The organism is Bradyrhizobium commune (assembly GCF_015624505.1).
Lineage (GTDB): Bacteria > Pseudomonadota > Alphaproteobacteria > Rhizobiales > Xanthobacteraceae > Bradyrhizobium > Bradyrhizobium commune.
The window spans coordinates 3,037,655-3,056,361 of record NZ_CP061379.1 but is presented as its reverse complement, the minus strand read 5'-3'; the positions used below and the strand labels follow the sequence as shown (position 1 = coordinate 3,056,361).

Here is an 18,707-nt window from a genome sequence, read left to right as displayed (position 1 = left end):
CGCCCTGCCCTCAAGGCCTTGGGAGGGGCGCCGATGCCCGGCCGTCAAGGCCGGGCATGAAGGGTCGTGTTACTCGGCTGCTTCCGCCGTGCCGGGACCGACCTTGGAATTGTGCAGGTCGACGTTGAGGCCGAGCGAGCGCATTTCCTTGACCAGCACGTTGAACGATTCCGGAATACCGGCCTCGAAGGTGTCGTCGCCGCGCACGATCGCCTCGTACACCTTGGTACGGCCGGCGACGTCGTCCGACTTCACGGTCAGCATTTCCTGGAGCGTGTAGGCCGCGCCGTAAGCTTCGAGCGCCCACACCTCCATTTCGCCGAAGCGCTGGCCGCCGAACTGCGCCTTGCCGCCCAGCGGCTGCTGGGTGACGAGCGAGTACGGACCGATCGAACGCGCGTGGATCTTGTCGTCGACGAGATGGTGCAGCTTGAGCATGTAGATGTAGCCCACCGTCACCTTGCGATCGAAGGCATCGCCGGTGCGGCCGTCATAGACGGTCGACTGACCCGAAGCGTCGAGACCCGCGAGCTTCAGCATCTCCTCGATGTCGGTCTCCTTGGCACCGTCGAACACCGGCGTCGCGATCGGCACGCCGCGGCTCAGATTGTGGCCGAGCTCGATCAGTTCGTTGTCGTTGAGCGACTTGATCGTCTCGTCCTCGCCGTAGACCTTCTTCAAGGTTTCCTTCAGCGGCTTGATGTCCTGCTTCGACAGATACGCATCGACCGTCTGGCCGATCCGCTTGCCGAGGCCGGCGCAGGCCCAGCCGAGATGGGTCTCGAGGATCTGTCCGACGTTCATGCGCGAGGGCACGCCGAGCGGATTGAGCACGATGTCGGCATGCGTACCGTCTTCGAGGAACGGCATGTCCTCGATCGGCACGATCTTCGACACCACGCCCTTGTTGCCGTGGCGGCCGGCCATCTTGTCGCCGGGCTGGATCTTGCGCTTCACCGCGACGAAGACCTTGACCATCTTCATCACGCCGGGCGGCAATTCGTCACCGCGCTGAAGCTTCTCGACCTTGTCGAGGAAGCGCTGTTCCAGCCCCTTCTTCGACTCGTCGTACTGCTTCCGCATGGCCTCGATCTCGGCCATCAGCTTGTCGTTCGGCGAGGCGAACAGCCACCACTGCGACTTCGGGTACTCCTCGAGCACCGCACGGGTGATCTTGGTGTCCTTCTTGAAGCCCTTCGGACCCGCGATGCCCTGCCGACCCTCGAGCAGCTCGGCAAGACGGTTGTAGACGTTGCGGTCCAGGATCGCCTGCTCGTCGTCGCGGTCCTTGGCCAGACGCTCGATCTCTTCCCGCTCGATCGCCAGCGCACGCTCGTCCTTGTCGACGCCGTGACGGTTGAACACGCGCACTTCCACGATCGTGCCCTGCACGCCCGGAGGAACGCGCAGCGAGGTGTCGCGAACGTCGGAGGCCTTCTCGCCGAAGATGGCGCGCAGAAGCTTTTCTTCCGGCGTCATCGGGCTTTCGCCCTTCGGCGTGATCTTGCCGACCAGGATGTCGCCGGCGCGCACTTCCGCGCCGATGTAGACGATACCGGCTTCGTCGAGGTTCTTCAGCGCTTCTTCCGAGACGTTCGGAATGTCGCGGGTGATTTCCTCAGGCCCGAGCTTGGTGTCACGGGCCATCACCTCGAATTCTTCGATATGAATTGAGGTAAACACGTCTTCCTTCACGATCCGCTCGGAGAGCAGGATCGAGTCTTCGAAGTTGTAGCCGTTCCACGGCATGAACGCGACCAGCACGTTGCGGCCGAGCGCGAGCTCGCCAAGATCGGTCGACGGACCGTCGGCAATGATGTCGCCCTTCTTGACGATGTCGCCGACCTTCACCAGCGGACGCTGGTTGATACAGGTCGACTGGTTCGAGCGCTGGTACTTCATCAGCCGGTAGATATCGACGCCCGACTTGGTCGGATCGAGATCTTCAGTGGCGCGGATGACGACGCGGGTCGCGTCGATCTGGTCGATCACGCCCGAACGGCGCGCCGCGATCGCGGCACCCGAGTCACGCGCAACTACGCCTTCCATGCCGGTGCCGACGAACGGCGCCTCGGCGCGAACCAGCGGCACCGCCTGGCGCTGCATGTTCGAGCCCATCAGCGCGCGGTTGGCGTCGTCGTTCTCGAGGAACGGGATCAGCGCCGCGGCCACCGAAACGAGCTGCTTCGGCGACACGTCCATGTAGTCGACCTTGTCCGGCGTGACCGGCAAGACTTCGCCGGCGTGACGGCAGACCACGAGGTCTTCGGTGAAGCGGCCCTTCGGGTCGAGCGGCACGTTGGCCTGCGCGACCGTGTAGCGGCCCTCTTCCATCGCCGAGAGGTACACGACCTCGTCGGTGACGCGGCCGTCCTTGACCTTGCGGTACGGCGTCTCGACGAAGCCGTACTTGTTCACGCGTGCGAACGTCGCGAGCGAGTTGATCAGACCGATGTTCGGACCTTCCGGCGTCTCGATCGGGCAGATGCGGCCGTAATGCGTCGGATGCACGTCGCGCACCTCGAAGCCGGCGCGCTCGCGGGTCAGACCGCCCGGTCCAAGCGCCGAAAGACGGCGCTTGTGGGTGATCTCCGACAGCGGGTTGGTCTGGTCCATGAACTGCGAGAGCTGCGAGGAGCCGAAGAACTCGCGCACGGCGGCAGCCGCCGGCTTCGCGTTGATCAGGTCCTGCGGCATGACCGTGTCGATGTCGACCGAGGACATGCGCTCCTTGATCGCGCGCTCCATACGCAGGAGGCCGATCCGGTACTGGTTCTCCATGAGCTCGCCGACCGAGCGCACACGGCGGTTGCCGAGATGGTCGATGTCGTCGATCTCGCCCTTGCCGTCGCGCAGGTCCACCAGCGTCTTGATGACGGAGAGGATGTCCTCCTTGCGCAGCGTGCGCTGGGTGTCGGGCGCATCGAGGTCGAGGCGCATGTTCATCTTGACGCGGCCGACCGCGGAGAGGTCGTAGCGCTCGGCGTCGAAGAACAGCGACTGGAACATCGCCTGGGCCGAATCCAGCGTCGGCGGCTCGCCGGGACGCATCACGCGGTAGATGTCGAACAGCGCGTCCTCGCGCGTCATGTTCTTGTCGGCCGAGAGCGTGTTGCGGATATAGGCGCCGACATTGACGTGGTCGATGTCGAGCAGCGGCAGCTCCTTGTAGCCGTGCTCGTTGAGGACCTTCATGGATTTGTCGGTGATCTCTTCACCGGCTTCGGCGTGGATCTCACCCGTCTTCGGATTGACGAGGTCCTCGGCGAGATAGTTGCCGACGAGCTCCTCATCCGACAGGCGCAGCGCCTTGAGCCCCTTCTCCTGGAGCTGACGGGCGGCGCGGACGGTGAGCTTCTTGCCCGCCTCGAGCACGACCTTGCCGGTGTCGGCGTCGATCAGGTCGTTGATGGTCGAGTAGCCGCGGAAACGGTTGGCGTCGAACGGAACGCGCCAGCCTTCCTTGGTCCGCTTGTAGAGGATCTTCTTGTAGAACGTGGACAGGATCGCCTCGCCGTCGAGGCCGAGCGCGAACATCAGCGACGTCACCGGAATCTTGCGGCGACGGTCGATACGCGCATAGACGATGTCCTTGGCGTCGAACTCGATGTCGAGCCAGGAGCCGCGATACGGGATCACGCGGGCAGCGAACAGCAGCTTGCCCGACGAATGGGTCTTGCCCTTGTCGTGGTCGAAGAACACGCCCGGCGAACGGTGCATCTGCGAGACGATGACGCGCTCGGTGCCGTTCACGATGAAGGTGCCGTTCATCGTCATGAGCGGGATATCGCCCATGTAGACGTCCTGCTCCTTGATGTCCTTGACGGACTTCGCGCCGGTTTCCTCGTCGATATCGAACACGATGAGGCGCAGCGTCACCTTGAGGGGGGCCGCGAAGGTCATGCCGCGCTGGCGGCACTCGTCGACGTCATATTTCGGCTGCTCGAACTCGTAGCGGACGAACTCCAGCATCGAGGTGCCCGAGAAGTCGGAGATCGGGAACACGGACCGGAACACGGCCTGGAGGCCCTCGTCGAGACGCCCGCCCGCGGGTTCGTCGACCATCAGGAACTGGTCATAGGACGCCTTCTGAACCTCGATGAGGTTCGGCATCTCGGCGACTTCCTTGATGTGTCCGAAGAACTTGCGAACGCGTTTGCGACCGGTGAATGTCTGCTGCGCCATCGTGGCCTCTCATTTCGTCGCCCGCTCTGGGCGCGCCGTCCGGAACGCGGCTGCCGCCGCTCCCCGGGTTGAATTTTTCGAACCCGTTTTGGGGGACCGAAAATCCAGTTTCAGGCCGTCATGTCCTGAATCTGTTCTTCAGACCTTCAAAACGCAAAACGACGCGCGGGGCGCATAGGCACGCCCGCCCGTCACAACGATTGTCTTCACGGACTGCAAAAGCCCGAAATAGCCTGCTCTCCCAACGGCTTACAGGGAAATCCGGCATCCCTGCCCACCGCGCTTTCGTGCTGCCGACCCGATATGGGGCGACAATAGTGGAGATTCGAGGGGTAAACCCTCAAATCCCCACACTTTTTCGTGTTCAGCCTGCGTCGGGACGATCCGTCGCACGCCTTTTGCATCCGGGCCAGCCTTTCGGGACCTCACGGCCACCAGATCTGTGGTCCGGGATCCCGGGTCTCGCTGACGCTCGCCCGGGATCTCGCTCAAGTAACCTGCGGTTACTTGAGCTCGACCTTGGCGCCAGCCTTCTCGAGCTGCGCCTTGATCTTGTCGGCCTCTTCCTTGTTCACACCTTCCTTGACAGGCTTCGGCGCGCCCTCGACGAGGTCCTTTGCTTCCTTCAGGCCCAGGCCGGTGATGGCGCGGACTTCCTTGATGACCTCGATCTTCTTGTCGCCGGCGGCGGCCAGAACGACCGTAAATTCGGTCTTCTCTTCAGCCGGAGCGGCGGCAGCGCCACCACCAGCCGGGCCGGCCACGGCGACGGCCGCGGCAGCCGAAACGCCCCACTTCTCTTCGAGGAGCTTCGCGAGTTCGGCAGCCTCGAGCACGGTGAGGCTCGAGAGGTCGTCAACGATCTTCTGCAAGTCAGCCATTGTTCAGTTTCCTTGAATGTAAGTCTGGTTCGGGTTTGAGTTTTGCGAAGGGCGTCAGGCCGCTTCGCCCTTTGAGGCATGAGCCTGGATGACGCGCGCGAGCTTGCCCGCGGGCGCGTTGGCGAGCTGAGCGAGCTTGGTCGCCGGGGCCACAAGCAGGCCGACGATCTTGCCGCGCAGTTCGTCAAGCGACGGCAGCGAGGCAAGCGCCTTCACGCCGTCGACATTCAGGACGGTCTTTCCCATCGAGCCGCCGACGATGACGAACTTTTCGTTCGCCTTGGCGAATTCGATGGCGACCTTCGGCGCCGCTACCGGATCGTTCGAAGTGGCGATCACGGTCGGTCCCTTCAGCATGGGGCCGATGGCAACGACGTCGGTGCCTTCAAGAGCAATTTTGGCGAGACGGTTCTTCGAGACCTTCACCGAGGCGCCAGCCTGCTTCATCTGCGTGCGCAGCTTCTGCATCTGGGCAACGGTGAGGCCGGAATATTGAGCAACGACCGCGACGCTCGTGGTCTTGAAGACCCCATTGAGCTGTTCGACCGCTTCTTTTTTTGCCGCTCGTTCCACAGCAAGCTCTTTCCGGTTGGCGGTCATCGCGAAAGCGGGACCGCCGGGTTGCACCCATCGTCCCGCCCAAACTTGAACCTCAGGGGCAAAACCCATCGGACATGCCGGGCAAGACGACAATTCAAAGCCTGCCCTCCGGGAACCCGCTAAGGCCCACGGCGTGTCGAGGTCCGAACCAAACCCATTCCGCAACCACCACCAAAGTGGAACGCGAAGTGAAATCCGGTCTTCACCCGTCTATGCAGGCCATGCGATTAAGCCGTTGAGAAATCGAAATTTCCCGCGGGCGCCTGCAGTCTTGGACAGGACAAGGTCAGCCGGCGAGCCGCCTGACCTCTGCCCGCACCCCACCGAACTGACGGGTTTTCCTTCCTTTTTCGGCAAATCCTTGCGGACGTCCTGAAAAGGAATGATCTCCTACCGTATCGGGTTTTCGGAATGCGTGCACGAACGCGCCAGCCAAGGCCGGCACGTCCGGAAGCGGTTCTTTAACCGCTCGGAGCCCGATTGCCAAGAGCAAAATTCACACCAGTTCCAATCGATTGCCGGCGGGGCCTGAGGCAGGCTGACAAGGGCCGATTCAGGCTGATTTGACCCTGTATGGCAGCGGCCTGCCCTCGAAGAACCCGGTCAGGTTCGCCAGCACGCAGTTCTGCATGGCGACGTGGGACTCCAGCGTGTGGCCGCCGAGATGCGGCGCGAGCACCACGTTCGGCAGCGCGGTCAGCGCGTCGGGCGCGTGCGGTTCCTTCTCGTAGACGTCGAGGCCGGCGCCGGCGATGGTCTTGTCGATCAGGGCCGCAACCAGCGCCTTCTCGTCGATGACCGAGCCGCGGGAGATGTTGACGACGTAGCCGTCTTCGCCGAGGCGCTTGAGAATATCGGCGTTGACGGCGTGCTGGGTGTCGGCCCCTGCCCGCACGGCGATCATCAGCACGCTGCACCAGTCGGCGAGCGCCTCCAGCGTCGGGAAATATTGATAGGGCAGATCGTATTTGGTGCGGCTGAAATACCCGACCTCGCTCTCGAAGGCGGCGCAGCGCGCCGCGATCTTGCGACCGATCTCGCCCATGCCGTAGACGCCGACGCGGCGGCCGGGCATGCCGGCTTGCGGACGCATCATCGGCGACTGCCTTGAGGCGGCCCAGTCGCCGCTGCGGACATAGTGGTCGGCAATCAGGATCCGCCGCGTCACCGCCAGCATCAGAGTCATTGCGATATCGGCGACCGAGGCGGCATTGGCACCAGGGCTGTGGCCGACCGCGATGTTGCGCGCAGCGGCCGCCTTCAGGTCGACACCGTCATAGCCGGTGCCGTAGCAGACAATGGCGCCGAGCTTCGGCAGCAGGTCCATCGCGTCTGCGCCGAGCGGCGTGCCGCCCGCAGTCAGCATGGCGCGGACGCCTGCGAGCTCTTCGACCGAAAACACCTCCCGCGCCGGCTTGCCGCCGCTGTCGAGCAAATCAAAACGTTCGGCGAAGCGCGCCACCATCGTCTTGGGAAAGCGCGAATAGATCAGGACCTTGTCAGCCATTGTTGTTGTTTCCGGTGAAATGCCGTCGAAAATGGAAAGGGGCGGAATCGGTTGCCCGATTCCGCCCCTCGCCTCATGCAATTTCCAAACCTCAGCCGAGAATCGTGCCCGGCTCGACCTTCACGCCCGGACCCATGGTCGAAGACACCGCAACGCGCTGGATGTAGGTGCCCTTGGAGCCGGCCGGCTTGGCCTTGGCGACGGCGTCAGCCAGCGCCTTGATGTTCTCGACCAGCTTCTCCTCGGAGAACGAGGCCTTGCCGACGCCGGCCTGCAGGATGCCGGCCTTCTCGACGCGGAACTCGACCGAGCCACCCTTGGCACCCTTCACCGCACCGGTGACGTCCATGGTCACGGTGCCGATCTTCGGGTTCGGCATCAGGCCGCGCGGGCCGAGCACCTTACCGAGACGGCCGACCAGCGGCATCATGTCGGGGGTGGCGATGCAACGATCGAAATCGATCGTGCCGTTCTGCACCTTCTCGACCAGGTCCTCGGCGCCGACGATGTCGGCACCCGCAGCCTTGGCCTCATCGGCCTTGGCGCCGCGGGCGAACACGCCGACGCGGAGCGTACGGCCGGTGCCGTTCGGCAGGGTCACGACACCGCGGACCATCTGGTCGGCGTGACGCGGATCGACGCCGAGATTGATCGCGACCTCGATGGTCTCGTCGAACTTCGCTTTCGCGCGTTCCTTGACCATCTTGATGGCGTCCGCGAGCGGGTAAAGCTTTTCGCGGTCAACACCTTCGCGGGCTTTGTTCAAACGCTTTCCGATTGCCATGAGCCCTTACCCCGCCACTTCCAGACCCATCGAGCGGGCAGAGCCCTCGACCATCTTCATGGCCGATTCGATGGTGTCGCAATTGAGATCCTTCATCTTCTTCTCCGCGATGTCGCGCACCTGTGCACGCGTCACCGAGCCGGCCTTGTCACGGCCCGGCGCCTTCGAGCCGGACTGAATCTTGGCGGCCTGCTTGAGGAAGAAGGACATCGGCGGCGTCTTCATCTCGAAGGTGAAGGAACGGTCCGCATAGATGGTGATGATCACCGGGATCGGGGTGTTCTTCTCTTCCTTCTGGGTCTGGGCGTTGAACGCCTTGCAGAACTCCATGATGTTGAGACCGCGCTGACCAAGCGCGGGACCGATCGGGGGCGAGGGATTCGCCGCACCGGCCGGGACCTGAAGCTTCAGGTATCCGGTCACTTTCTTTGCCATGTATCACTCCTGTTGTGCCGGCCAGGCCGGCGGTTTCAGGTTCGTGGTCTGGGTCGGGTGCGGCTGGCAACCGCCCTCTCCCTCCCACGGCCTCTTGCTCGCGTGAGACCGAAGCCTCACGCCTACCCGGTCAGACCTTCTCGACCTGACCGAATTCCAGCTCGACCGGCGTGGCGCGGCCGAAGATCGACACCGCGACCTTCACGCGCGAGCGTGCCTCGTCGATCTCCTCGACCACACCTGAGAACGAAGCGAACGGGCCGTCGGCCACGCGCACGTTCTCGCCGATCTCGAACGACACCGACGCCTTCGGCCGTTCCACGCCTTCCTGCACCTGGTGCAGGATGCGCATCGCCTCGGCTTCCGAGATCGGCATCGGCTTGTTCTCCGCGCCGAGGAAGCCCGTGACCTTCGGCGTGTTCTTGATCAGATGAAACGCCTCGTCGGTCAGCTTCATCTTCACCAGCACGTAGCCCGGGAAGAACTTGCGCTCGGCGTCGATCTTGCGGCCGCGGCGCACTTCCGTGACCTTCTCGGTCGGAACCAGCACCAGCTCGAACAGCTCCTCGAGCCCACGCTGCTTGGCCTGCTCGCGGATCGATTCGGCGACCTTCTTCTCGAAGTTCGAATAGGCGTGGACGATGTACCAGCGCTTGTCGGTCGATTGGGTTGCAGCGGCTGCTGTTGCCATCAGTGAATGCCCAAAAGGAAGGTGATGAGGTAGCGGATGATCTGATCGGCGGCAAAGAAGAACACCGAGGCCACGGCGACCATCACGAACACCATGATGGTGGTGATCGTGGTCTCGCGGCGGGTCGGCCAGGTGACCTTGGCGGTCTCCGAGCGCACTTCCTGCAAGAATTTGAACGGGCTGACTGCCATCGTTTGAGACGCCATTAAGGATTTCAGGGATCCGAACAGCCGCCGTTGGCCCAGCCCTCTGTCTCGAAGGATGAGCCGGAAAACCGGGCTCGATTGTTCGGGGGATTTCAAAGCCGCGCCGGAGATCCGCGTTTAACGGGCCGGCTGCGAGTGCGGGGTATGTACTGCTGATGGGGCCAAACGTCAAGGTGTGGGCAGGCCGGGATACACACGGCCGCCGCCAGCGGACCTGATCCGGATCAAGGGCTTACTTGATCAGCATCACCCACGGTCCGAGCTTTTCAGCTCGTCCCTGTCCTGCCTGTCGATCCTGATTGGCTGGGATGAGCTGGCAGGAGTGGCAGGGCTCGAACCTGCGACCCCCGGTTTTGGAGACCGGTGCTCTACCAATTGAGCTACACTCCTACGGACCCTCACGTCGCCGCGCGGATCAGGGGCGCTTTCAAGCACAGGGCGCGGCCGGATTGCAAGGACGGATTGCAAGGGTGACGCGCGCCGGCTTCGCTTGTTTGTCCCGCGGCTTCCGGGCCACAGTTCATTCCCGATAATAATGAGAAACCGGGAGTGCCCATGACTGTCCAAGCTGCCCCTCACGCCGCGATCACGCCGAAAACCCCATCCCTGCCCGATGCCAAGCCGGAAACGCTAGGCCTGTCGCGCCCCCGCCTCCAGGCGATGTCGGACGCCTTCAGGCGCGAGGTCGACAGGGGAACCGTGCCCGGGATGACCGTGCTGGTGGCCCGGCGCGGCCAAATCGGCTGGTTCGAGGCGCTCGGCAAGCAGAGCCCGGCTGCGTCCGCGCCGATGGCACTTGATTCGATCTTCCGCATCTTCTCGATGACCAAGCCGATCGTGTCGGTCGGCGTCATGACGCTGGTCGAGGACGGCCATCTCCTCCTCAGCGATCCCGTCGCAAAATTCATTCCGGAGTTTGCCGACCAGAAGGTCGGCGTGGTCAGCGGCGGCAAGCTCGAGCTGGTTCCAGCAAAGCGGGCGATGACGGTGCAGGACCTGCTCCGCCACACCTCGGGCCTGACTTACGAGCACCAGGGCGACGGCCCCGTGCACAAGATCTACCAGGACTCGCGGGTGCGCAGCCGCAGGATCAGCAATGCCGAGCACGCCGCGCTGGTGGCAAGCTTCCCGCTCGTCTGCCACCCCGGCGACGAATTCAACTACAGCCGCTCCACCGACATCCTCGGCCGTATCATCGAGGTCGTCAGCGGCAAGTCGCTCGGCGCGTATCTGGCCGAACGCATCCTGGCGCCGTTGCAGATGGCCGAGACCGGCTTCTCGACCTCCGAGGCCAATGCCGGTCGCCTCGCCGAGCCCTTCGCGGACGATCCCTGGACCGGCGACAAGGTCGCTCTCTTCAATATGCTGGAGCAGCCGGTGATGGAGTCCGGCGGCGGTGGCCTCGTCTCGACCACGATGGACTACGCCCGCTTCGCACTGATGCTGCGCAATGGCGGCACGCTCGACGGCAACAGGATCATCGGCCGCAAGACGCTGGAGCTGATGGCCTCCGATCACCTCGGCCCGCACGTCGCAATCAACGGCACGCTGCTGTCGCCCGGCCACGGCTTCGGCCTCGGCTTTGCGGTCCGCCGCGACGCCGGCATCGCGCCCTTTCCCGGCAGCATCGGCCAGTATTTCTGGAGCGGCATCGCCGGGACGTTCTTCTGGATCGATCCGAAGGAGGATCTGTTCACGGTGTTCATGAGCCAGGGCCCGGGACAGCGCGATTTTACGCGCACGCTGGTGCGGGATCTGGTTTACGCGGCGGTGGATTGACCTGACCAGTTTGGACGATCGAGCCGCAATCTCGGTGCAACCTCTCCCGCTTGCGGGAGAGGTCGGCGCGTAGCGCCGGGTGAGGGCTTTCTCCTCGTCAGGAGTCTCTCTGCGGAGGCACCCTCTCCCCAGCCCTCTCCCGCAAGCGGGAGAGGGAGCGCACCAGCAAACGCCTCAACTGATCGTCGCGCCGCCGTCGATCACCATGGTCTGGCCGGTCATGAAGTCGCCGGCCGCAGAGCCCAGGAACACCGCCGCGCCCGCGATCTCGTCGGGGATGCCGATCCGCAGCAGCGGCGAGCGCGCGGTTGAGGCTTTCAAATTCTCAGGATTGTCCCAGAGCGCCTTGGCAAAGTCGGTCTTGATCAGGCCGGGCGCGATGCAGTTCACGCGGATATTGTGCTTGCCGTATTCGCAAGCGAGGTTGCGTGCGAGCTGCATGTCGGCGGCCTTCGAGATCGCGTAGGCGCCGAGGATGGTCGAGCCCTTGAGGCCGCCGATCGAGGAGACGATGATGACCGAGCCGTCCTTGCGCTCGATCATCTGCGGCACCACCATCGAGATCAGCCAGTTGTTGGCGACGATGTTGTTGTCGAGAATCTTTCTGAACTGATCGTCGGAGATGCCGGCGAGCGGACCGTAATACGGGTTCGACGCGGCGTTGCAGACCAGCACGTCGATCTTGCCGAAGGCGCGATTGCTCTCGTCGACGAGGTTTTGCAGGTTTTCCTTGGACGAGATGTTGGCGGCGATCGCGACCGCGGTGCCCTTGCCGAACTTGTCGTTGATGCCCTTGGCGACCTCTTCGCAGACGTCGGCCTTGCGCGAGGAGATCACGACCTTGGCGCCGTGCTCGGCCATGCGCTCGGCAATCGCAAGCCCGATGCCGCGCGTCGATCCCGTGATGACGGCGACTTTCCCCTTCATGTCGAACAAGGTCATGCTTTCCTCCCAGAGGTTGATTTGAATTGGCCTGAAGCTTACGCCGCGGTCGCGCGAGCCGGCAATCGCTCAGGCGAGCTTCTTGACTTCCGGACCCGCGAGCTGATGCATCTCGGCATGCGCGTCATCCGCGATCCACGGCTGCTGATTGACCATCGGCAGGCGCCAGACGCTCCGCTCGGGGCTCGCGAAATAATCGAGCCGCGTGATCGACACATTGTCGATGTCGAACGACAGTGCCCGCTCCACCTGGCCGTCGAGTGCGAGGCCGATCGCCGCCTTGATGGTGCCGCCATGCGCGACCGCGATCACGTCCTGGCCTGCGGCCTCTCCGTTGATCCGCTCGACGGTGCGGCGCGTGCGGTTGTAGAGATCCATGAAACTTTCGCCGCCGGGCGCGGGCTCGTTGATGTCGGCAAACCAGCTCGCGCCGACGGGGCGGCTGGCGATGAACTGGGCCCGGTTCATGCCCTGCCAGCGGCCGAGATTCTGCTCGGCGAGATCCGCCTCCCATGTCATCGATGCGGGCCGCGGGTAGCCTGCCTCCCAGATCGCTTCGGCGGTCTGATGCGTGCGCATCAGATTGCTCGAATACCAGACCGCCTTGCGTGGCAGCACCTTGGCAACAGCGTTGAAAACATAAGTGTCGCTTGTGTCGCAAGCGAGATCGCTCTGCCCGTAGATGTTGCCGCCATCATTGCGCACCGGCGCGTGACGGACCCACCACCACCGAGTCGTGACCACATCGGGTTTGCTGGAGTCGGACATCATCGAAACCCTTCCATCGCGTGTGATGTCGCTGTACGTGAGTAGCGAACGTGTCTCAAGACACTTTACTGTTTCAAATTCTGTTTGAAATTCCGTCGCGCGGCAAGCGTCGCGCACGAACCAAAGGGAGAAAGCGCATGGGCCGCCTGCAAGGCAAATCCGTCATCATCACCGGCGCCGGCAGCGGCATCGGTCGCGCGGCAGCACACCTGTTCACCAGGGAAGGCGCCAAGCTGATCGCGGTCGATCGCACCGAGGCGGTGAAGGAAACCGTCGACGAGGTGAAGAAGGCCGGCGGTGTCGCCGAGGCAATGATCGCGGACGCCGGCTCTGAGAAGGATGTCATCGCCGTGATCGACAAGGCGGTGAAGACGCACGGACGGCTCGACGTGATCTGGGCCAATGCCGGCGTTTCCGGCGGCCTCGTTCCGCTCGCCGAGCAGACGGTGGAGCACTGGCAGGAAATCCTGCGCATCAATCTGATCGGACCGTTCCTCGCGGTGAAGTATGCGATGCCGCACATGGTAAAGCAGCAGTCCGGCGCAATCGTGCTGACCGCGTCGGTCGCAGGCCTCAAGGCCGGCGCCAGCGGACATCCTTATGCGGCGAGCAAGGCCGGCGTGATCTCGCTGGTGCAGACCACGGCGTATTCGCTCACCGGCACCGGCGTGCGCATCAACGCGGTCTGTCCGGGCCTGATCGAGACCGGCATGACCAAACCGATCTTCGACCGCGCCAAGGAGCGCGGCACCCAAGACAAGATCGGCCAGCTCAATCCGCTGAAGCGCCCCGGCCAGCCGCATGAGCTCGCCGCGATGGGATTGTTTCTGGCAAGCGACGAAGCGTCGTATGTCAACGGCCAGGCGTTCCCGGTGGATGGTGGCCTCACCGCGTCGATGCCGTATGCGGGGAAGCCGGTTTAGCAACGGGGTTCTCCCCTCCGGTTTGCACAGCGCCGCCACACTCTCGGTGTCGTCCCGGCGAAGGCCGGGACCCATACCGCGAGGTCTATCGGTGAAAGGCGGCGCTAGTACCGCGGGGATATTCTTCACTAAGAGCCTTCGCAAAACCACTCCCTGGGGTTATGGGTCCCGGCCTTCGCCGGGACGACCGTGGGGAGATATTTCGCGCACAACTGCCTCAACATCGTCATTGCGAGCGTGGCGAAGCAATCCAGAATCTTTCCACGGCGACAGTCTGGATTGCTTCGCTACGCTCGCAATGACGGAGTGTGGGGGACGCAGCGTCGTTCTATCGTTTCGCATCTTCATCGCAGACACACCTTCGCGCTCTCGCGGCTTGTCTCGCCCGAGCCTTGCTTCGTCGTTTCGCCCAATGAAAGAGGGCGCAGGGAAGGCCGGGAGCCGGCTGGCTCCCATTGACCGCTATGCAAGGAGCAGATTGCGCTACTCGGCACAGCGGGTAACAGGGCAACCGGAGCATCCCGGCCTTCCCTGCGCGATGGTTGGAACGGCTTATGTCGTGATCTCCCCGGGGAGCGATGCACTATTGCCCCCGTCGCCTTGCGGATGACTGACATGCCGGCCCGGTCGGGCCACACACATCACCGCAAGACTTGACGCTCAGACCCCGGGCGTCAGGACCACACGATTTTGCCGTACGCGAGCCGCACCGGTCGTGTGCGCGACGGCCTCGCTCACGGTTGCCCGCCCTGCAAAGCCCTTCGCGCCGATGTAGCTCACGTCCACCGCCGCCCGGCCCGCGTTCGTGACGATCGCGATACGCCCCTCTTCCTTGGGCCGGAGTGAGGCGACACATACGCCGTTTCCGAATTTCGGTAAAGTGGAATATTTTTGTGAGCGTGGATTGACCGAGCCTTAGCGTGTTTTGCCTGACGGGCAACGCAAGATCTCGTAGCCCGGATGGAGCGCAACGTAATCCGGGAATCCATCCGCGCGGGCAAAAGACCCCGGATTGCGCTGCGCTCCATCCGGGCTACAGACCTGTATTGATTTGCTCATTGGAGTACGACGTTGGTATGGTTCATGCAGGCAATCTCAGCCTCTGCAATCCCCTGACAAGAACGTGACAATGCCCAACCCGATCTTCCCGAGCTCACGCCCCGATCGCATCCGCAACATGCTTGCCGACCTCGTCGGCTTCGACACCATCAGCGATCGCACCAACCTGCCTTTGATCGCGCATATCGAGAGCTATCTCGCCTTCCTCGGCATCAAGGGTGAGCGCATCGTCGACGAGACCGGACAGAAGGCCTCGCTCTGGGTCACGATCGGGCCGGAGGATCGCCCCGGCCTCGTGCTGTCGGGCCATACCGATGTCGTGCCTGTCATGGGCCAGGACTGGAGCCATGATCCCTTCAAGCTGATCGAGCGCGACGGCAAGCTCTACGGCCGCGGCACCACCGACATGAAGGGCTTTGTCGCGGTGTGCCTCGCCATGGTGCCGGAGATGCTGGAGGCAAAGCTGAACACGCCGATCCATCTCGCGATCTCCTATGACGAGGAGGTCGGCTGCGTCGGCGTGCGCCCGATGCTCACCGAGGTCGCCAAGAAGAAAGTCAGGCCGCTCGGCGCCTTCATCGGCGAGCCGACCGAGATGAAGGTCATCATCGGCCACAAGGGCAAGCACGGCGTGCGCGCGACTTTCCGTGGCCTCGCCCGCCACTCCTCGATCGCGCCTGATGGCGTCAACGCCATCGAATACGCCGCCGAGCTGATCACCGAAATCCGTCGCCGCGCCGTCAAGCTCGCAGGCCGGGTCGAGCGCAACAGCCTCTATGACGTGCCCCACTCGACGCTGCTCACCAGCATCGTGCATGGCGGCGCGGCGCTCAACATCGTGCCTGACACCTGCACGGTGGATTTCGAATGCCGCGGCATCGGCATCAGCGAGTCCAGGGAGGTGACGGATGCGATCGTGGCCTGGGCCAAGGCCGAGCTCGAGCCGGCGATGAAGGCGAGGCATCCGGAATGCGGCATCGATCTCGAGGAAATCCTCGACTATCCCGCGCTCGACACCGCGGCCGATGCGGCGATCGTTACGCTGGCCAAGCAGCTCGCCGGCCGCAACGACCACGCCAAGGTCGCCTTCGGCACCGAAGCGAGCCTGTTTGCCGGCATGGCCGATATCCCCTCGGTCGTGATCGGCCCGGGATCGATCGCGCAGGCGCACACGCCGGACGAATTTGTCGAGATGGCGGAGCTGGAGAAATGCGCAGACTTCGTGAAGAAGCTGATCGCGCATTGCGCGAAGGGGTAGTCACCGTTGCCAAGTAACTGGGTCCGGGCTCTGCGCAGCAACGCTAAGGGCGTTGCAGTGCGTCTGGGACACGAGACAAAAAAGCGCGGCCACCCGGCCGCGCCCTTGTCTCTCCTAAACCGCGCCCGCCTTCTGCGCGTACTCCCATGACGCCTTTGACAGCGGCACGGTGCGCTTGGCCGACTCCAGCGCCTTGGCATTCGCGGCGGTGCCGTCGCGGATGCGGCCGGCGATGCCTTGCGTGATGCCGGCGAGGCGGAAGAGATTATAGGAGAAGTACCAGTTGAGGTCCGGCACGCTCATCTGGGTCACGTTGCAATAGATCTGCGCGGCCTCTTCGACGCTCGGGATGTTGAGCGCCTTGAGATCGACGCCGGCCAGGCCCGGCATGACCCACTGCATCAGCAGATAGGTGAAGTCGGCCATGGGATCGCCGAGCGTCGACAGCTCCCAGTCCAGCGCGGCCAGCACGCGCGGTTCCGTCGGGTGGAAAATCATGTTGTCGAGGCGATAGTCGCCATGGACGATCGAGACGCGCGCCTGTTCCGGAACGGTCTTGGGCAGCCATTCGGCGACCTTCTCGAACTCGGGAATGTGCTGGGTCTCGGACGCGCGGTACTGCTTGGTCCAGCGGTCGATCTGGCGGGCAAAATAATTGCCGGGCTTGCCGAAGTCGCCGAGCCCGATCGCTGTGGGATCGAACAGGTGCAGCTTCGCCAACGTCTCGATCTTGCTGGTGAAGATTTTGCGGCGATCCTCCGGCGTCTGGCTCGGCAGTGCCGGATCCCAGAACACGCGACCCTCCTCCATCGACATGATGTAGAAGGCAGCGCCAATTACGCTGTCGTCTTGGCACAGCGCATAGGCGTGCGCGACCGGAAAGCCCTGCTTTCCAAGGGCCGCGATGACGCGGTACTCGCGATCGACGGCATGCGCCGACGGCAGCAATTTGCCGAACGGCTTTCGGCGCATCACGTAGGAGCGGTTCGGCGTGTTCAGGCGGTAGGTCGGATTGGACTGGCCGCCCTTGAACTGGAGCACGACCAGCGGGCCCTCGAAGCCAGCGACGTTCTCGCGCATCCAGGCCTCGAGCCGCATCTCGTCGATACGATGCCGCTCCTCGACCGGCTTGGTGCCGGAGAATTCTTCGTCTTTCCTGACGCCGTCAGCCACGGTGACGCTCCCTCTTCAGTCCGAACATGATCCTAATCGGTAACCGCTGACGCACTTGCGTCAAGCGGTCACCCAATCATGCCCTGTCGTTTCTTCAAGTCGGGAGCGCCGCAGGGCTCTCCCTGTTAGTGCTTGGGAGAGTTGGCATACTTCCGAACTTCGAGCCTTGCAATGGCGCGATTGTGCACCTCGTCCGGACCGTCGGCGAGCCGCAGCGTGCGGATGTGGGCGTAGTCCTTGGCAAGGCCCGCATCGTCCGAGACGCCGGCGCCGCCAAAGGCCTGGATCGCCTCGTCGATGATCTTCAGCGCCATGTTGGGGGCTGCGACCTTGATCATGGCGATCTCGGCCTGCGCGGTCTTGTTGCCGACCTTGTCCATCATGTCGGCAGCCTTGAGGCACAGCAGACGCGTCATCTCGATATTGGTGCGGGCATCGCCAATGCGCTGCTCCCACACAGAGTGCTCGACGATCTTCTTGCCGAAGGCGGTGCGCGAGGAGAGCCGCTTCACCATCTTCTCCAGCGCCTCCTCGGCCTTGCCGATGGTGCGCATGCAGTGATGGATGCGGCCCGGACCGAGGCGGCCCTGCGCGATCTCGAAGCCGCGGCCTTCGCCGAGCAGGATGTTCTCTTTCGGCACCCGCACATTCTCGAGCAGCACCTGGGCGTGGCCGTGCGGCGCGTCGTCGAAGCCGAACACCGGCAGCATCTTCTCGACCTTGATGCCGGGGGTGTCGAGCGGAACCAGGATCTGCGATTGCTGCTGATGCTTGGCGGCATTGAAATCGGTCTTGCCCATCAGGATCGCGATCTTGCAGCGGGGATCGCCGACGCCGGACGACCACCATTTGCGGCCGTTGATGACGTAGTGGTCACCGTCCTTCTTGATGCTGGTCTCGATGTTGGTGGCATCGGACGAGGCGACCGCCGGTTCCGTCATCAGGAAGGCGGAGCGGATCTCGCCGTCCATCAGCGGGCGCAGCCATTTGCGCTTCTGCTCCCTGGAGCCGTAGCGGATGAACACTTCCATGTTACCGGTGTCGGGCGCGGAGCAGTTGAACACTTCCGAGGCCCAGGTGATGCGGCCCATCTCCTCCGAGAGCAGCGCGTATTCGAGATTGGTCAGTCCCGCGCCGCGGAATTCGTCGTCCTCATGCTCGCTCGGCGGCATGAACATGTTCCAGAGACCTTCGGCCTTCGCCTTCTTCTTGAGGTCTTCCAGGACCGGGATCACCTTCCAGCGCTCGCCGCTGTGATCCTGCTCGTTGTAGATCGGCACCGCCGGACGCACGTGCTTGGCCATGAAGGACTGCACGCGGTCGAGCCATTCCTTCTGCTTGGGGGACAGATCGAAGTCCATGGGACGCTCCTCGGTCTCGCTTTGAAAGCCTGTTTTGCGCCGGACTGTCGTCCCGCCGCGCGCGACCCGCAAGCGCGAAAGCGCGCGGCTTGCGAGCCGTGATGGAACCTCACCGCCAAGCGGCGCAATTCCATCAAGCGGATTGACTTTCTCCG

15 protein-coding genes and 1 tRNA gene are annotated in these 18,707 nt (G+C 63.5%); 3 read left to right on the top strand and 13 right to left on the bottom strand.

The window, feature by feature from the left end:
• Nucleotides 1-69 precede the first annotated feature (69 nt).
• The 9 genes from rpoB to IC761_RS14440 all read right to left on the bottom strand — a co-directional run bounded on the left by rpoB (nt 70) and on the right by IC761_RS14440 (nt 9,679).
• Nucleotides 70-4,185: a DNA-directed RNA polymerase subunit beta gene (rpoB, locus tag IC761_RS14480; protein ID WP_195803887.1), complete on the bottom strand. Its 4,116-nt coding sequence runs from the start codon at nt 4,183-4,185 to the stop codon at nt 70-72.
• A gap of 503 nt (nt 4,186-4,688) precedes the next feature.
• The gene (gene rplL, locus IC761_RS14475; protein ID WP_195803886.1) at nt 4,689-5,066 is read right to left on the bottom strand and encodes a 50S ribosomal protein L7/L12; all 378 of its coding nucleotides are present in this window, start codon (nt 5,064-5,066) and stop codon (nt 4,689-4,691) included.
• Nucleotides 5,067-5,120: 54 nt separating this feature from the next.
• Entirely contained in the window at nt 5,121-5,639 is a 519-nt protein-coding gene (gene rplJ / locus IC761_RS14470) for a 50S ribosomal protein L10 (protein WP_195803885.1), read from the bottom strand.
• 580 nt (nt 5,640-6,219) lie between these two features.
• On the bottom strand, nt 6,220-7,173 hold the full coding sequence (locus IC761_RS14465) for a 2-hydroxyacid dehydrogenase (RefSeq protein ID WP_195803884.1): 954 nt from the start codon (nt 7,171-7,173) through the stop codon (nt 6,220-6,222).
• A gap of 91 nt (nt 7,174-7,264) precedes the next feature.
• Nucleotides 7,265-7,957, bottom strand: a complete 693-nt coding sequence (gene rplA / locus IC761_RS14460) for a 50S ribosomal protein L1 (RefSeq protein ID WP_195803883.1) — start codon at nt 7,955-7,957, stop codon at nt 7,265-7,267.
• Between the two features lie 6 nt (nt 7,958-7,963).
• Nucleotides 7,964-8,392 (bottom strand): 50S ribosomal protein L11, encoded by a 429-nt coding sequence (rplK, locus tag IC761_RS14455; protein ID WP_195803882.1) that lies wholly within the window; start codon nt 8,390-8,392, stop codon nt 7,964-7,966.
• Nucleotides 8,393-8,522: 130 nt separating this feature from the next.
• Complete coding sequence (nusG, locus tag IC761_RS14450) at nt 8,523-9,083, bottom strand: transcription termination/antitermination protein NusG (RefSeq protein WP_129268045.1); 561 nt, start codon at nt 9,081-9,083, stop codon at nt 8,523-8,525.
• Nucleotides 9,083-9,274, bottom strand: a complete 192-nt coding sequence (gene secE, locus IC761_RS14445) for a preprotein translocase subunit SecE (protein ID WP_027564420.1) — start codon at nt 9,272-9,274, stop codon at nt 9,083-9,085. The genes nusG and secE overlap by 1 nt, the downstream gene beginning before the upstream one ends.
• A gap of 329 nt (nt 9,275-9,603) precedes the next feature.
• A tRNA-Trp gene (locus IC761_RS14440) sits at nt 9,604-9,679 on the bottom strand.
• Nucleotides 9,680-9,844: 165 nt separating this feature from the next.
• Between IC761_RS14440 and IC761_RS14435 the strand changes: the two genes are divergently transcribed.
• Nucleotides 9,845-11,068 carry a serine hydrolase domain-containing protein gene (locus IC761_RS14435; protein ID WP_195803881.1) on the top strand — a complete coding sequence of 408 codons (1,224 nt, stop codon included), beginning with the start codon at nt 9,845-9,847 and terminating at the stop codon, nt 11,066-11,068.
• 174 nt (nt 11,069-11,242) lie between these two features.
• Here the strand turns inward: IC761_RS14435 and IC761_RS14430 are convergent, their stop codons facing one another.
• Nucleotides 11,243-12,010, bottom strand: a complete 768-nt coding sequence (locus IC761_RS14430) for an SDR family NAD(P)-dependent oxidoreductase (RefSeq protein WP_195803880.1) — start codon at nt 12,008-12,010, stop codon at nt 11,243-11,245.
• A 69-nt stretch (nt 12,011-12,079) separates the two neighbouring features.
• On the bottom strand, nt 12,080-12,781 hold the full coding sequence (locus IC761_RS14425; RefSeq protein WP_438265122.1) for a histidine phosphatase family protein: 702 nt from the start codon (nt 12,779-12,781) through the stop codon (nt 12,080-12,082).
• A 134-nt stretch (nt 12,782-12,915) separates the two neighbouring features.
• Between IC761_RS14425 and IC761_RS14420 the strand changes: the two genes are divergently transcribed.
• Nucleotides 12,916-13,701 (top strand): SDR family NAD(P)-dependent oxidoreductase, encoded by a 786-nt coding sequence (locus IC761_RS14420; RefSeq protein ID WP_195803879.1) that lies wholly within the window; start codon nt 12,916-12,918, stop codon nt 13,699-13,701.
• A 1,129-nt stretch (nt 13,702-14,830) separates the two neighbouring features.
• The gene (gene argE, locus IC761_RS14415; RefSeq protein ID WP_195803878.1) at nt 14,831-16,018 is read left to right on the top strand and encodes an acetylornithine deacetylase; all 1,188 of its coding nucleotides are present in this window, start codon (nt 14,831-14,833) and stop codon (nt 16,016-16,018) included.
• 114 nt (nt 16,019-16,132) lie between these two features.
• Here argE and IC761_RS14410 read toward each other — a convergent pair whose 3' ends face one another.
• Both IC761_RS14410 and IC761_RS14405 read right to left on the bottom strand, forming a co-directional pair.
• Nucleotides 16,133-17,191, bottom strand: a complete 1,059-nt coding sequence (locus IC761_RS14410) for a phosphotransferase family protein (RefSeq protein ID WP_195803877.1) — start codon at nt 17,189-17,191, stop codon at nt 16,133-16,135.
• A 125-nt stretch (nt 17,192-17,316) separates the two neighbouring features.
• Complete coding sequence (locus IC761_RS14405; protein ID WP_195803876.1) at nt 17,317-18,552, bottom strand: acyl-CoA dehydrogenase family protein; 1,236 nt, start codon at nt 18,550-18,552, stop codon at nt 17,317-17,319.
• Between the last annotated feature and the right edge of the window lie 155 nt (nt 18,553-18,707).

Excerpts from the sequence above, each read along its gene's own strand:
- rpoB (WP_195803887.1), bottom strand. The coding sequence starts at position 4,185 with ATGGCGCAGCAGACATTCACCGGTCGCAAACGCGTTCGCAAGTTCTTC.
- rplL (WP_195803886.1), bottom strand. The coding sequence starts at position 5,066 with ATGGCTGACTTGCAGAAGATCGTTGACGACCTCTCGAGCCTCACCGTG.
- IC761_RS14465 (WP_195803884.1), bottom strand. The coding sequence starts at position 7,173 with ATGGCTGACAAGGTCCTGATCTATTCGCGCTTTCCCAAGACGATGGTG.
- rplA (WP_195803883.1), bottom strand. The coding sequence starts at position 7,957 with ATGGCAATCGGAAAGCGTTTGAACAAAGCCCGCGAAGGTGTTGACCGC.
- rplK (WP_195803882.1), bottom strand. The coding sequence starts at position 8,392 with ATGGCAAAGAAAGTGACCGGATACCTGAAGCTTCAGGTCCCGGCCGGT.
- nusG (WP_129268045.1), bottom strand. The coding sequence starts at position 9,083 with ATGGCAACAGCAGCCGCTGCAACCCAATCGACCGACAAGCGCTGGTAC.
- secE (WP_027564420.1), bottom strand. The coding sequence starts at position 9,274 with ATGGCAGTCAGCCCGTTCAAATTCTTGCAGGAAGTGCGCTCGGAGACC.
- IC761_RS14435 (WP_195803881.1), top strand. The coding sequence starts at position 9,845 with ATGACTGTCCAAGCTGCCCCTCACGCCGCGATCACGCCGAAAACCCCA.
- IC761_RS14430 (WP_195803880.1), bottom strand. The coding sequence starts at position 12,010 with ATGACCTTGTTCGACATGAAGGGGAAAGTCGCCGTCATCACGGGATCG.
- IC761_RS14425 (WP_438265122.1), bottom strand. The coding sequence starts at position 12,781 with ATGATGTCCGACTCCAGCAAACCCGATGTGGTCACGACTCGGTGGTGG.
- IC761_RS14420 (WP_195803879.1), top strand. The coding sequence starts at position 12,916 with ATGGGCCGCCTGCAAGGCAAATCCGTCATCATCACCGGCGCCGGCAGC.
- argE (WP_195803878.1), top strand. The coding sequence starts at position 14,831 with ATGCCCAACCCGATCTTCCCGAGCTCACGCCCCGATCGCATCCGCAAC.
- IC761_RS14405 (WP_195803876.1), bottom strand. The coding sequence starts at position 18,552 with ATGGACTTCGATCTGTCCCCCAAGCAGAAGGAATGGCTCGACCGCGTG.